General features: G+C 64.5%; 11 protein-coding genes. 5 read left to right on the plus strand and 6 right to left on the minus strand.

Going from position 1 to position 14617, the window contains the following annotated elements; genetic code table 11:
- Positions 1-147 precede the first annotated feature (147 nt).
- From sigE to tatB, 3 genes are all read left to right on the plus strand, one after another.
- Positions 148-798 (plus strand): RNA polymerase sigma factor SigE, encoded by a 651-nt coding sequence (sigE, locus tag COCCU_RS05300; protein ID WP_156230558.1) that lies wholly within the window; start codon positions 148-150, stop codon positions 796-798.
- 42 nt (positions 799-840) lie between these two features.
- The gene (locus COCCU_RS05305) at positions 841-1227 is read left to right on the plus strand and encodes an anti-sigma factor family protein (RefSeq protein ID WP_231598877.1); all 387 of its coding nucleotides are present in this window, start codon (positions 841-843) and stop codon (positions 1225-1227) included.
- A gap of 64 nt (positions 1228-1291) precedes the next feature.
- Complete coding sequence (tatB, locus tag COCCU_RS05310) at positions 1292-1768, plus strand: Sec-independent protein translocase subunit TatB (RefSeq protein WP_156230559.1); 477 nt, start codon at positions 1292-1294, stop codon at positions 1766-1768.
- An 80-nt stretch (positions 1769-1848) separates the two neighbouring features.
- Here tatB and COCCU_RS05315 read toward each other — a convergent pair whose 3' ends face one another.
- Genes COCCU_RS05315 through COCCU_RS05325 form a run of 3 tightly spaced genes read right to left on the minus strand, consistent with a single transcriptional unit; the run spans position 1849 to position 4845 of the window.
- Entirely contained in the window at positions 1849-2979 is a 1131-nt protein-coding gene (locus COCCU_RS05315; RefSeq protein ID WP_156230560.1) for an Mrp/NBP35 family ATP-binding protein, read from the minus strand.
- Between the two features lie 20 nt (positions 2980-2999).
- Positions 3000-3569: a DUF1003 domain-containing protein gene (locus tag COCCU_RS05320; RefSeq protein WP_156230561.1), complete on the minus strand. Its 570-nt coding sequence runs from the start codon at positions 3567-3569 to the stop codon at positions 3000-3002.
- Positions 3562-4845 carry a magnesium transporter MgtE N-terminal domain-containing protein gene (locus COCCU_RS05325; protein WP_156230562.1) on the minus strand — a complete coding sequence of 428 codons (1284 nt, stop codon included), beginning with the start codon at positions 4843-4845 and terminating at the stop codon, positions 3562-3564. The genes COCCU_RS05320 and COCCU_RS05325 overlap by 8 nt, the downstream gene beginning before the upstream one ends.
- 141 nt (positions 4846-4986) lie before the next feature.
- Between COCCU_RS05325 and COCCU_RS05330 the strand changes: the two genes are divergently transcribed.
- Together COCCU_RS05330 and COCCU_RS05335 are read left to right on the plus strand one after the other, a co-directional pair.
- Complete coding sequence (locus COCCU_RS05330; protein WP_156230563.1) at positions 4987-5487, plus strand: general stress protein; 501 nt, start codon at positions 4987-4989, stop codon at positions 5485-5487.
- A gap of 44 nt (positions 5488-5531) precedes the next feature.
- Complete coding sequence (locus tag COCCU_RS05335; protein ID WP_156230564.1) at positions 5532-6230, plus strand: hypothetical protein; 699 nt, start codon at positions 5532-5534, stop codon at positions 6228-6230.
- A 116-nt stretch (positions 6231-6346) separates the two neighbouring features.
- Here the strand turns inward: COCCU_RS05335 and COCCU_RS05340 are convergent, their stop codons facing one another.
- From COCCU_RS05340 to COCCU_RS05350, 3 genes are all read right to left on the minus strand, one after another.
- Positions 6347-10021, minus strand: coding sequence for a multifunctional oxoglutarate decarboxylase/oxoglutarate dehydrogenase thiamine pyrophosphate-binding subunit/dihydrolipoyllysine-residue succinyltransferase subunit (locus tag COCCU_RS05340; RefSeq protein ID WP_156230565.1), 3675 nt, complete (start codon positions 10019-10021; stop codon positions 6347-6349).
- Between the two features lie 142 nt (positions 10022-10163).
- Positions 10164-13778, minus strand: coding sequence for an ABC transporter ATP-binding protein (locus COCCU_RS05345; RefSeq protein WP_156230566.1), 3615 nt, complete (start codon positions 13776-13778; stop codon positions 10164-10166).
- A 10-nt stretch (positions 13779-13788) separates the two neighbouring features.
- Positions 13789-14586: a hypothetical protein gene (locus tag COCCU_RS05350; protein ID WP_231598878.1), complete on the minus strand. Its 798-nt coding sequence runs from the start codon at positions 14584-14586 to the stop codon at positions 13789-13791.
- Positions 14587-14617 lie beyond the last annotated feature (31 nt).

Genomic DNA, 14617 nt, shown 5'->3' on the forward strand with positions numbered 1-14617 from the left:
AAGTCCCGGTTGTGACTGGTGTGAAAACTGAGGTTTGGGATAAAGACTTCATAAAAGCTCCCCGAATCGAGCTGAACCCCCAAGCTCACAGCGAATTTTCAGACCATAATATGGAGTTCTCCAGCATGGCCGTGTTGAATGGAGTTCATGAAGAAGAAGGCACGCACCGCTGAGGCCGCCGAAGTCCAGCCCCCCGCCGTTCCCCACGGGGATGGTGAGGAACAGCTGAGCGGAACCGCCGCCTTCGACGCCGGACAAGGTGACATGCCCTCCTGGTCAGCGCTGGTGCAGGAGCACGCCGACAGCGTCTACCGTCTCGCCTTCCGACTCTCCGGAAACCAGCATGATGCCGAGGATCTCACCCAGGAAACCTTCATGCGGGTCTTCCGCTCCCTCAAGAGCTACCAGGCCGGCACTTTCGAGGGTTGGCTGCACCGCATCACCACGAACCTCTTCCTTGACATGGTCCGACACCGCAACAAGATCCGCATGGAGGCCCTCCCGGAGGATTATGAACGGGTCCCGGGCAATGAGGCCACCCCGGAGCAGGCCTTCACCATCGCGAACCTGGACCCGGTGCTGCAGTCCGCGCTGGACCAGCTCAGCCCGGACTTCCGCGTCGCAGTCGTGCTCTGTGATGTGGTCGGTATGAGTTATGACGAGATCGCCGACACCGTGGGCGTGAAGATGGGAACGGTGCGCAGTCGCATCCACCGCGGCCGCAGCCAGCTGCGTTCCGCCCTGGAAGCTGCCGCCGAAACCAATGAGGATGTCCAGATCCTGCTCCCGACCCGTTAAAGAAAGTGGGCGTATCCTAGCGGGGAGAGAGAAAGAAGGAGGTTGGCTTCCAAAGTGATGGAGTCGAAGCAACGGGTTAAAGCGAAGGGCAAGAGGTTCGCTTCGGTGGATCATCTGGGCCCGGAAGCTCTCGCCGCGTATGTGGATGAAGAGCTGTCGGCGGGAGCCACCCACCGTGCCAGGGTCCACCTGGTGCACTGTCCTGAATGCCGTGCCGAGGTCAGGCGCCAGCAGGGGGCTGCTGAGGCCATCCGGGAATCCAACGGTTTCCACCAGCTACGCGCTCCCAGTGATTTGATGGCCAAGCTCGCCGGAATCGAGAAGTCCTGCCCGGAGGGGCCGGGGGCAGAGGGTGGCGTCTGCGAACCGGAGAGTCTCCTGGATAAGATCGACATCATGGTTCGGCTGGTGCGTCGCCGTCAGGGCTGACGCTTTGCTCACAGTTCCAGTCGCTGGGCGGGCGTTCCGGCCCGCCTGATACTAAGGTGAATGTGTGTTTGACAATATTGGTTGGGTCGAGATCTTCACCATTGTGGTCATTGGTTTGATCATCATCGGCCCGGAGAAGCTTCCCGACGTGATCAAGGATGTCCGCGCGGCCATTTTCGCGGCCCGCCGTGCCATCTCCAATGCCCGTGCCGAACTCGACGGCGAGTTCGGTGAGGAATTCAACCAATTCCGGGAGCCGATCAACAAGGTCGCCCACTATGGGCGCATGGGCCCCAAGGCAGCCATCACCAAGGCGCTCTTCGATGATGACCAGGAGTTCATGGACTCCTTCGACCCGAAGAAGATCATGGAGGGTGACACCGCAGGCAAAGCCGCGCGTGCCGCCCAGCAGCCCCAGGTGGAGCAGGTACCCCGCCCACCCAGTCAGGATCGCAGCGCCCAGACCATCGCCGAGAACACCTCCAAGAAGGAGGGTAGGGAAGAACCCCGCGGCGGCTTCTCCTGGGCGGACATCACCTAAGACAGACATCACCTAGCTGACACCGCGATAAAAAGAACGGACTCCCTCAGGGGAGCCCGTTCTTTTTCCTGGCTGTTGTATCAGTGGCGGGTGACGCCCAGCCCCAGGGGTTTGCCGGCGATGGAGCTGCGGCGCACCATCAGCTTGTCGACGATGGTGTTGATGGCCTGGGCAGTGGGGGAGCCCGGCTCGGAGATGACGATCGGGGAGCCATCGTCGCCGTGCTCCCGCAGCTTCGGATCCAGCGGGACCTGGCCCAGCAGCGGTACCTCGCTGCCGGTCAGGGTGGACAGCCGCTCCGCGACGATCTCGCCGCCACCGCTGCCGAAGATCTCCATGGTGGAGCCATCGGGCATGACCATGGCACCCATGTTCTCGATCACGCCGGCCACCCGCTGGCGGGTCTGCTGGCTGATGGTGCCGGCACGCTCCGCCACCTGGGCGGCCGCAGCCTGCGGAGTGGTCACGATCAACAGCTCGGCATTGGGAACCAGCTGGGCCACGGAGATGGCGACATCACCGGTGCCCGGGGGCAGGTCCAGGAAGAGGAAGTCCAGGTCGCCCCAGAAGACATCGGAGAGGAACTGCTGGATGGCGCGGTGCAGCATCGGGCCACGCCACACGACGGGGGCGTTGCCCTCCACGAAGTGGGCGATGGAGATGACCTTCACATTGTGGGCGATCGGCGGCATGATCATGTCGTCGACCTGGTGGGGGTTATCCTCATTGCCGAGCATGCCCGGCACACTGTGGCCGTAGATGTCGGCGTCGAGAATGCCGACCCGCAGGCCGCGGGCAGCCAGGGCGGTGGCCAGGTTGACGGTCATGGAGGACTTGCCGACGCCGCCCTTACCGGAGGCCACGGCATAGACCCGGGTGGTGGAGCCGGGCTGCGCGAAGGGGATCTCCGGCTGGGCGGCATCACCGCGCAGGGAGGTGCGCAGCTCACGACGCTGCTGATCACTCATCACGTCGGTGGTCACGCTGACCTTGCCGACGCCCTCGAGTTCCTCGACCGCGGCCTGGGTATTGGTGGTCAGGGTGTTCTTCATCGGACAAGCGGCGATGGTGAGGTAAATCTCCACCGCGACATCATCGCCGTCCACGGCAATGGACTTGACCATGCCGAGTTCAGTGATGGGCTTACCGATCTCTGGATCCTCTACGCGGGACAGCGCGCTGCGGACAGCGGATTCAGTTACTTGAGACATCACCAATTCATACTAGTACTTCATTTTCTGAAGTCATCGTCAGCTACATCACCCTGGGTGGGTTCACGTAGCTCAGCGTGGCTGTCGATGCGGTCCGCAGACTCATCATCCAGCTTCGCCTCGATCCGTTCCATCAGGCTGCGCAGGTCATCCAGCTCGCGGCGGAGATAATCGCGGGAGACGGTGTCACCGATGGCCAGGCGCACCCCCGCCAGCTCCCGGGCGAGGAACTCGGTGTCGGCCTTGGTTTCCTCGGCGCGGCGACGGTCCGCGGAGATGGTGACCTTGTCGCGGTCCTCCTGCCGGTTCTGGGCCAGCAGGATCAGGGGGGCGGCGTAGGCCGCCTGGGTGGAGAAGGCCAGGTTGAGCAGGATGAAGGGGTAGGGGTCCCAATTCCACCAGAAGCCACCGATGTTCAGGCAGATCCAGACGATCACCAGCAGGCTCTGCCACATCAGGTACTGACCGGTACCGAAGAAACGGGCGACCTTCTCGGCGGCCGCGCCCACCGCGTCGTCGTCAAAGGAAAAGAGTCGCTTACGTTTCGCGGCGACCGGGGTGTCCAGGTCCGAGCGGTTGTAATCAGCCATTGTTCCCTTCCTGACGGAAACCCGTCTCACGCCAGTCCTCCGGCAACATGTGGTCGAGTAGGTCATCCACGGCGACCGCGCCGATGAGGTGCTTGTCCTCATCGAGCACGGGGCCGCACACCAGGTTATAGGTGGCGAAGTAGCGGGCCGCGGTCTCCTGGTCATCATCGGCGTAGAGCGGGGGCAGATCCGGGTCCAGGATGCCGGCGATCAGGGTGGAGGGGGGTTCCCGCAGGAGTTTTTGGAGGTGCACACAACCCAGGTATCGGCCCGTCGGTGTGGAGGTGGGCGGGCGGACCACGAAGATCAGGGAGGCCAGGGAAGTCGGCAGATCCGGGTTGCGGGCATGCGCCAGGGCTTCCGCCACCGTGGTCTGGGGGGAGAGGATCAGCGGCTCCGGGGTCATCAGGGCACCCACCGTGTCGGGGGAGAAGCTCATCAGGCGGCGCACCGGGGCGGACTCCTCAGGGTCCATCAGATCCAGCAGCACCTCAGCCTTGGTGTCCGGTAGTTCACCCAGCAGGTCGGCGGCATCATCCGGATCCATCTCCTCCAGCACATCGGCGGCCCGCTCAATGCCGAGTGCCTCAATCAGCTCCGCCTGATCATCATCGGGCAGTTCCTGGAGAATATCGGCCAGGCGTTCATCATTGAGTTCCGCGGCCACCTGCTCCCGCTGGCGGCGGGGCAGGTCAGCCAGAGCATTGGCCACATCGGCGGGGCGCATATCAGCGAACTCGGCGATGATCTCGGCAGTGCTGTCGGAGACACCGACACCACCGGCGGTCACCCCGTGGATATTGGCCCAGGGGATGATGAACAACTGGGGGCTGCGGCCGAATTTGGGGCGCTCCCCGAAAACCGCCACCCGGCTGATCACCCAGTCCCGGGTGCGGGTGCGTTCCAGCTCCACATCGGCGATCTCCAGGGAACGTTCATGCAGCTGGGGGAACTCCGGATCATCGGTGTGGACCCTGGATCCGACCATGTCTCCCATGATGGTGAGTTCACCGGCCCGGGACTGGAAGGCGCGCAGCGAGACCGAACCGGACACCAGGGTGATGTCACCCGGCTCAATGGCGGCGACGCGCAGCATGGGCAGGAAGATCCGCCGGTTGTTGACCAGCTCCACCACCAGGCCCAGGGCGCGGGAGGAACGGCCGTCGGGACGGATGCTGACCACGATGTCGCGGACCCGGCCGATCACATCGGTGTCGGGGCCGCGGACCTGCATGCCGCGGAGTCGGCCAGCGTAGACACGTGTGACGGTACTCATGAAGTCGTATTCTACCCCGCCGGAACTATCCGACCACCTGGCACGTTGTCATCATGAATCAGAAATTTCAAAAACCGGGATTGTAACGCACCGGTGTGAGAACACCGGTTCCAGAACGTGGGGAAAGGGAAACCAAGAGAAATGGCGAACCAGCAGTCGATGAGGCTGAAACCGGAAGGCTGGCCGGTGGGAAGTTTCGAGACCTACGAGCAGGCACAACAGGCGGTGGATCTGCTCAGCGACCGGAACTTCCCCGTAGGTGACCTGACCATCGTCGGTGTGAATCTGATGGAGGTGGAACGTGTCACCGGAAGGCTGACCTGGGGGCGGGTGCTCTTCAACGGGGCTGCCAGCGGTGCCTGGATGGGACTTTTCTTCGGCCTGCTCTTCGGCATTCTGGGGGGTGGTTTCCTGGTCCCCATGGTTGCAGGTGTGGTGCTCGGTGCCGTCTTCGGCATCGTCCTGGCGGTGGTGCCCTATGCCGCCAGCGGTGGGCGTCGTGACTTCACCTCCCGCACCCAGATCGTCGCCGGCCGTTATGATGTGCTCTGTGCCCCGGCCAACGCGCCGGAAGCCCGCGATGCGATCGCCCAGTCCGGTATCGCCGGGCCGGTCCAGCGCTCCACCCCTCAGGGTGGGTAGTCTAAGCGCTGAAGAACTCACCGCTGCCTGCCAGGAGGGCCATCATGTCGAAACGCCGGATGCTGGGCGTTGTCGCCACCGCAGTACTGCTGGGGGGTTGCAGCACCGCTGAACCAAAAAGCAATAGCATGACCACCAAGGAAACCCTGGTCATTGCGGTCATCAGCGATACCCCGGACTCCACGGAACAGATGGTGCTCGGCGAGCTTTATGAACGTGCCCTGGTTGAGGCGGGCCAGGACAGCACCATCGAGATCATGGGGGTTGAGGAGGACGAATCGGCCCTCCACCGGATGTCGGACAGTTACCTGGATCTGACAATCGGCTGCACCGGCGATGTGCTCAAGGCCATCTACCCGGATCGGGCCGCGGAACTGGTGAACGAGATTGCCGAGGACCCGGAGGCTGATCTCCACCAGGTCACTTATGAGGCCATGATCGGCGCCCTGCCCACCTACCTGGATGCCCCGGATCCCTCCCCGGCGGAAGGCTGTGGTGGTCCGGAGCGCAATGACGGGTTGCCGCAGAATATTGTGCCGATCTACCAGAAGTCCTCCGTCTCCCGGGATGCCCTGGAGGCCCTGCACGGGCTGGGTCGTTCGCTGAGCACGGAAAGCATCCAGGAGATCGTGCAGGAGGCCCGCAAGCGTGGTTCCGTGGCTGGTGCCGTGGAAGACTACTACTCCGGCTCCGGTGTCTTCGAGGGCGGGGGAGACCAGCGCCAGGGCACCCAGGACGCCTAACCTTCATCGACACCCCCGCAGCAGAGAACCACTGCTGCGGGTTTTTTCTATAGAAGGCAAAGGACGGCCCCCGCAAATTACGGGGGCCGTCCTCACTTCACATGAAGCTTCAACGACTAGACGTGGAAGGCTTCGTCGATCAACTTCTTCTGCTCGGCCTGGTGAACCTTCGACACACCGGTGGCGGTGGAGGACTGGGCACGGCGGGAGATGCGGACCATCTCGGGCATGTTCGGGACGAGGGTACGCAGGTGCTCGTTGTAGAACGGCCACGGGCCCTGGTTGGCGGGCTCATCCTGGACAAACCGGATCTGGGTGGCGTTCGGGAAGGACTCGAAGGCCTCACGCAGACGGTTGAAGGGGATCGGGTGCAGCATCTCGATGCGGACGATGGCGACATCGTCACGGCCGTCCTTCTCGCGACGCTTCTCCAGCTCGTAGTAGAGCTTGCCGGAGACCAGCATGATGGTCTTGACCTTGTCGGCATCTCCGATGACCTTGCCGTCATTGTCAACCAGACGCGGATCGTTGATCACGGACTGGAACTTCTTGACCTCGGTGAAGTCCTCCACCGGGGAGGCGGCGGCCTTCATGCGCAGCATCGACTTCGGGGTGAAGACGATCAGGGGTCGCTTCAGGTCCGAGAGTGCGTGACGACGCAGCAGGTGGAAGTAATTGGCCGGGGTGGAGGGCTGGGCCACGGTCATGGAACCCTCGGCACAGAGCTGCAGGAAACGCTCGATGCGGGCGGAGGAGTGGTCCGGGCCCTGTCCCTCGTAGCCGTGCGGCAACAGCAGCACGAGCTTGGAGGTCTGGCCCCACTTGGCCTCACCGGAGGAGACGTACTCGTCGATGATGGTCTGCGCACCGTTGGCGAAGTCACCGAACTGTGCCTCCCAGGCGACCAGGGCATCCTGGTTGCCCACGGAGTAGCCGTACTCGAAGCCCATGCCGGCGTACTCGGTCAGTGCGGAGTTGTAGACCAGGAACTTGCCGCCGTTGCCCTTCTGGGCGGCGAGCTCGTTCAGGCCGTTGTACTCATCACCGGTCTTCGGGTCGAAGACCACGGCGTGACGCTGGGTGAAGGTGCCGCGGCGGGAATCCTCACCGGCGAGACGGACCAGCTGGCCGGCGTTGGCCAGGGAGGAGAAGGCGATGAGCTCGCCCCAACCCCAGTCGATGCCACCCTGGGAGACGGCGTCGACACGCTTCTTGGCCACCGGGGCGACACGGGAGTGCAGCTCGAAGCCCTCAGGGACGTTGGCGTAGGCCTGACCGATCTCCACCAGCTCTGCGCGGGTGATGTTGGTCTCCAGGCCGTAGGGCAGTTCCTGGGAGCCGGTGATACCGGTCTGCTCCTGGATGTCCTTCTTCTCGGCGTCCTTGACCTCGTTGAAGACGGACTCCATCTGGTCGTGGAAGTCGAGTGCGACCTTCTCGGCGTCCTCGACGGAGAGGTCGCCACGGCCGATGAGATCCTCGGTGTAGTGGGCGCGGACGGTCTCGCGCTCATCGATGATCTCGTACATCTTCGGCTGGGTCATCGAGGGGTCATCGGCCTCGTTGTGACCGCGACGGCGGTAGCAGATGAGGTCGAGGAAGACGTCCTTGCCGAAGCGACGACGGTAGTCGGTGGCCAGCTGGGCAACCCAGACCACGGCCTCCGGGTCATCACCGTTGACGTGGAAGACCGGGCAGCCGAAAGCCTTGGCGTAGTCGGTCGAGTAGTGCATGGACCGGCTGGAGTCCGGGGTGGTGGTGAAACCGATCTGGTTGTTGACGACGATGTGGATGGTGCCACCCACGTCATAGCCACGCAGCTTCGCCAGGTTGATGGTCTCCGGGACGATGCCCAGGCCAGCGAAGGCGGCATCACCGTGGAGCAGCAGCGGGACGACGGTGTAGCCGTCCTCGCCCTTGTCCAGCAGGTCCTGCTTGGCGCGGGCGATGCCCTCCATGACCGGGTTGACGGCCTCGAGGTGGGAGGGGTTGGCGGTCAGGGAGACCTTGATCTCGCCGTCGCCGAACATCTGGATGTGGGTGCCCTCGGAACCGAGGTGGTACTTCACGTCACCGGAGCCACCGATCTGGCCCTGCTCCATGTTGCCCTCGAACTCGTTGAAGATATTCGCGAGCGGCTTACCGACGATGTTGAAGAGCACGTTCAGGCGGCCGCGGTGCGGCATGCCGATGACGACCTCGTCCAGACCCTGGCCGGCGGCGGTGTCGATGACGGCGTCCATCATCGGGATCAGTGCCTCAGCACCCTCGAGGGAGAAGCGCTTCTGGCCGACGTACTTGGTCTGCAGGAAGTTCTCGAATGCCTCGGCGGCGTTCAGCTTCTGCAGGATGTACTTCTGCTCGGCACCGGTCGGCTTGGGGATGCCGGCCTCGATGCGGTCCTGCAGCCAGAGACGCTCATCGCGGTCGAGGATGTGGGTGTACTCGGAACCGACCTTGAGGGTGTATGCCGAGCGCAGGCGGGAAAGCACCTCGCGCAGGGTCATGGTCTCCTTGCCGCCGAAACCACCGACGTGGAAGGTGCGGTCGAGGTCCCAGAGGGTCAGGCCGTGGGTCTCGATGTCCAGGTCGCGGTGATCCGGGATCGGCATGCCGGGCTGCTGCCACTTCAGCGGGTTGGTGTCGGCGATGAGGTGACCGCGGGAGCGGTAGGCCTCGATCAGCTGCATGACCCGGGTGCTCTTGTCCACACCGGTGTTCGGGACATCCTGGCCCCAACGCATCGGGGTGTAGGGGACACCCATCTCATCGAAGATGTGGTCCCAGAAGGCGTCGTCGATCAGCAGCTGGGACATGGTGCGCAGGAACTCGCCGGACTCGGCACCCTGGATCACGCGGTGATCGTAGGTGGAGGTGATGGTGACGAGCTTGCCCACGCCCAGGTCTGCCAGGCGGTCCGCGGAAGCACCGGCGAACTCGGCCGGGTAATCCATGGAACCGACACCGATGATGGTGCCCTGGCCCTTGGTCAGACGCGGGACGGAGTGACGGGTGCCGATGCCGCCCGGGTTGGTCAGCGAGACGGTGACACCGGAGTAGTCATCCATGGTCAGCTTGCCGACGCGGGAGCGGGCGACGATGTCCTCGTAGGCATCCAGGAACTGCGAGAAGCTCATCTTCTCGGTTTCCTTGATGGCTGCCACGACCAGGGCGCGGGAACCGTCCTTCTGCGGGAGGTCGATGGCCAGGCCCAGGTTAATGTTCTCCGGGACGACCATGGACGGCTTGCCGTCGATGATGTCATAGGAGTTGTTCATGTCCGGATGGGCCATGACGGCCTTGACCAGGGCGTAACCGATGATGTGGGTGAAGGAGATCTTGCCGCCACGGGTCCGCTTCAGCTGGTCATTGACCATGGCGCGGTTCTCGAACATCAGGCGGACAGGCATGTCGCGCACCGAGGTTGCGGTGGGGACCTCAAGGGAGATGTCCATGTTCTTGGCGATGGCCTTGAACATGCCCTTCAGAGGGGTGGCACCTGCCTCCGGAGCCTCCTTGACATTGTCCAGGGGAGACTTCGGTTTGGTGGCCTTCTTAGCCGAGGCCGGCTTCTCAGTGGTCTTCTTCGGAGCAGTCTTGACCGGCTCCTTCACCGCAGCGGGGGCTGCGGCCTTCTGAGGTGCACTCTCCGGGGTGGCCGTTGCCGGCGCGCCCTTGGTTTCAAAGAGCTCCCGCCATTCCTGGTCTACCGAATTCGGGTCCTTCTGGAACCGCTGGAACATCTCGTCTACCAGCCATTGGTTCTGGCCGAAAGTACTAGCGCTGCTCACGGCAGGATCTCGCCTCATTTCCTTGGTGAATCTTCTGATAGATCTATTTTTTATCGTGTTCCCATACAGGGTAACCCGTCTGCACCTGACAGCGAACACAGCTAGGGGTGTATTTCCCACCCCCGACTGTAGCGAATCCTACTTATTGGGAATTCCACATTGCGGCGTACATTCCACCGTAGCTGAGCAATGTCAGGTGAGAACCGTCTTCGATGATACGCCCATGGTCGATAACCAGGATTCGATCGGCCCGCGCTGCGGTCGCCAGGCGGTGCGCCACGATCACCGAGGTTCGCCCCCGGGTAACCGCGGCGGAGGCATCCAACACGGTGGCCTCGGTCGCCGGGTCAAGGGTGGCGGTGGCCTCATCGAGCAGCAGCAGTCTGGGTTCGATCAGTTCGGCCCGGGCCAGGGCGATCAGCTGGCGTTGGCCGGAGGACAGTCCCTGCCCTCTTTCCCCGACGCGGTGGTTCAGGGCATCGGGAAGCAGGGAGAGCGCCTCCAGCGCACCGACCCGGCGGACCGCAGCGATGATCTCCTCCCGGCTGGCCCCGGGTCTGCCGTAGGCGATGTTCTCGGCGACGGTGCCGGGGAAGAGGTGGGACTCCTGCGGCACGGAGCCGATCGCGGCCCGCCACTGCTGCAGGGGGAAGCCACGCAGGTCGGTGCCCCCGGCCGTCACGGAGCCCTCCTGTGGGTCATAGAAGCGGGACAGCAGCTTGACGACGGTCGATTTACCGGCCCCGGTGGGCCCCACCAGCGCGACGGTGCTGCCGGGGGCGAGACGGGTGTTCAGCTCCCGGGCCACTTCGGTGCCGCCCTCGGTGTAGGCGAAGGAGACATTCTCGAAACCGATCTCCTTCCCGGCGGCCCGATCCGCCCCCGGGGTGGTGCCGTCATCGGCGACGGCGGGCTCCTCGGCGAGCAGCTCCTGGATGCGTTGCAGACCGACGCTGGCCTGCTGGTAACTGTCGAAGATCTGGCCCAGCTGCTGCAGCGGACCGAAGAGCTGGCTGAGGTACATCACGAAGGCGATGAGCACACCGGTGCTGATCTCACCCCGGGCAACGTGCAGGGCACCGACCCCCAGTACCGCAGCCTGTGCCAGTTCAGAGACCGCGCCGATGCCGGGGAAGTAGATCGACACGGCGGTCTGGGAACGCACCCGCAGGCGCCGGTACTCCCCGGACTCCGTCTCCAGGCGATCCCGGGTCACCGCGGTCATGTTGTGCATCTGGGAGGTGCGCAACCCGTTTATGGCCTCTGCGAAGGAGGAGTTGACCTGGCTGACCTGTTCCCGGGCCCGGCGGTAGAGGCGGGAGGAGATCCGCCGGAAAATCAGGGTGGCCACCAGGATCACCGGGATCGCCGCGAAGGCCACCAGGGCCAGGGGAGCGTCGGTGTAGAGCAGCATGGCGATGATGCCGGCCAAGGTGGCCAGCGCCACGATGGCCTCCGCCAGGCCGGTCTGCAGGAAGGAACTCAGGTTGTCGATGTCGGTGGTCATCCGGGTGAGGATGCGTCCCGACATGGTCGACTCGTAATAGCTCATGGACAGGCGTTGCAGGTGTGCGAAGCTGCGCAGCCGCAACCCGAAGAGGAGACGCTCACCGGTGCGTGCGGTCAGCAGGGTACGCAGCCAGGCTGACACCCATCCCACCGCAACCACCATCAGGCCGACCCCGGCCACCACCCACAGTGCGCCGGCGTCCTGTTCATTCACGCCGCGGTCCACCGCCAGGCGCATCAGGGTGGGGAAGGCCAGGCCGGTGGCCACTCCCAGGGCCAGCAGGACGACCACCCCGGCCAGCAGCCACTTCACCCGTTTGAAGAGGACCCCGACGCGGAAGGGGCTGGTGTCGGAACGGACGCGGGCGGCATCGAGATGGGGCTGCTCGGTGGCGCCGGGCAGGGCGTCGATACGCTTGGCCAGCTGCCCGGTGGGGGCATCCGGATCCACCCACTCCACCTCGGGGAAGAGATCCCGTTCCGGGGCCTGCGAAGTGGTACGGGTGGCGGGGTCAAAGAGACGGGCGAAACGGGGATTGTCCTCCACCTCGGCCAGGGTGCCCGCCGCCACGGCGCGGCCCTCCTCCAGAACCATGACCCGGTCCGCCAGCCGGAGGGTGGAACTGCGGTGGGCGATGGCGATGACGGTGACATCGGCCAGGGTGCGCCGCAGGTTGGCGTTGATCAGGGCCTCGGTCCGGGCGTCGATGGCGGAGGTGGCGTCATCGAGAATGAGGATCCGGGGTCGGACCAGCAGGGCGCGGGCCAGGGCGATGCGCTGACGCTGCCCACCGGACAGGGTCAACCCCCGCTCACCGATGACGGTGTCATAGCCCTCCTCCAGCTCATCGATGAATTCTGCGGCGCAGGCCAGGCGGGCGGCCGCCACGACCTCCTCATCACTGACCTGGGCACCCATCGCGATATTGTCCCGGATGCTCGTCGAGTAGAGGAAGGGTTCATCAAAGACACAGATCAACGCGCGGCGTAGCTCATCCCGGGTGATCTCCTCATAGTCCACGCTGCCCACCGCCGAGGTGAGCAGGATCCGGCCGGCATCCGGCTCATGGAAACCACCGATCAGCTGCACCGCCAGGGATTTACCGGAACCGGCCGGACCCACCACACCCAGGGTTTCACCCGGCGCGACCTCAAGGTCCAGGCCCTGGATCACCCGTCGTTCCGGGGTGGTGAACTCGACCTTTTCCAGGCGGAGGCCGAGGGGTCCTTCGGGTATGGCCGTGGGGTGGTCCGGTTCGTGGTGGGAGGGTTCGGCCTCGATGAGTTCGGCGATGCGGTCGACGGAGGCCAGGCCGATCTGGAAGCGGACCACCATGCCGGAGAGCATGCGGGTGATGGCGGTGAGCTGGGTGAGGTAGATGGAGAAGGCGAAGAAGGTGCCCACCGTGATCTGTCCCTGGATGGCCAGCCAGCCGCCCAGGATGACGTTGACCACCATGGCGATCTGGGGCAGTTCCTCGAGCAGGGGTTGGAAGCGGGCGTTGAGTCGGGCGGAACGCATCCGGCGGGCGTAGAGGCTGCGGGAGTGTTCTTCCAGGGTGTCGGTTTCGCGTTCCTCCTGGGCGAAAGCCTTGACCACGCGGACACCGGCGACGTTTTGTTCGACGTGGGTGGCCAGGTCGCTGGCGGATTGTTGGGCGTCCCAGGAGGCGGCGTAGAGCTGGCCGCGGGCGCGGGCGGCAACCACCCCGATGACCGGGAGGAAGGCGAGGGCCATCAGGGTCAGCCAGGGGCTGATGGTGGCCATGATGATGACGATGAACACCAGTTTGGCGAGGCTGCCGACCGCCAGGGGCAGCATGGCGAGCAGGCGTTGGACCTGGCCGAGGTCGCTGATGGAGCGGGAAACCACCTGGCCGGTGCTGAGCCGGTCCTGGGCGGGGCCGTCGAGGCTCTGCAGGGAGTCGAGGACATCCATGCGCAGCAGGTGCTGGATGTCGATGGAGAGTTTTCCGGCGGTGAAACGGCGTCCGAACTGGGCCACGAAGCGGGCCAGGGCGACGATGGCCAGGACGGTGATGATTGCACTCAGCGGGGCGAGTTCCGGCAGCAGGGTGGCGGCGAGACCGCCGTCGGAATCACCGACGGCCACGTCCACGGCATCGCGGGTGAGCAGTGGGATAGCCAGTTCGAAGGCCACCACCCCGAGGGTGGTCAGCAGTGCCAGCAGAGTGATGGCCCGTTTGCGTTGCAACGCCTGTCCCAGCTGCTTCAGTCCCTTGTTCACATATCCGACTTTAGCGTCGGAAACGTTTGAGGAAACCTGCCTTCGGTTCCTTCACTGAACCTTTGGCCGGTGCCGGGGTGGTGAATTGTGCAGGTAGGGGGCCCAGGGACTCCGCCGCATTGGCGATGACCTTGGTGGCGAGCCGCCGGTTGGCCACGCTGCCGATGACCGCGCCGATGCCGAAGGGCATGATTTTGCCCACCCAGGAGGCACCCATCTTTTTGGTGACCTGTTTCAGTGCCATCCGCATCATCCGGTTGTTCACCTCACCCAGGCGGGCCACGGAGAAGCGGGAGATGGTGCTGACCGGGGGCAGGGTCCGGGATCCCTCCTTCAGGTCGCCGGCGAGGATGTCGGTCAGGGCATTACCCTTGGAGCCCAGCAGCACCACCAGGATCAGGGCGCGGCGGCGTTCCGGTTCGGAGATGTCCACCCCGCGCAGGTAGGCGGAGGCGACGGTGTAGAAGGCGGCGGCGTCGAGGAAGAGCACCGACTCCGCGCTGATCGCCGCGGCGCCGGTGAGGAAACCGATGCCGGGGATCATGGCGGAGGCGCCCACCCCGGCACCGCTGCCGGTGGCCAGGGTGCGGAAGTGCTTGTTCAGCAGCTCCTGGATCTGGGCGGGGGAATGATCCGGGTGCTGGGAACGCAGGAAATCCACGTAGCGGGAGATCGTTGAGGTCTGCATGCTCACCGCGCGGTCCATGGCCTTGATCAGCATGCGTCCGGCGGGGCCGGCGCTGCGTTCCAGGGACTGGGGATCAGAACCCATCCCATCGGTGATGTACGAATCTGCTTTGGGTGGCATGATCGACCTCTCTTCGCTGTGGTGGGGAACT

The organism is Corynebacterium occultum, from assembly GCF_009734425.1.
In the GTDB taxonomy this organism is placed as follows: Bacteria; Actinomycetota; Actinomycetes; order Mycobacteriales; family Mycobacteriaceae; genus Corynebacterium; species Corynebacterium occultum.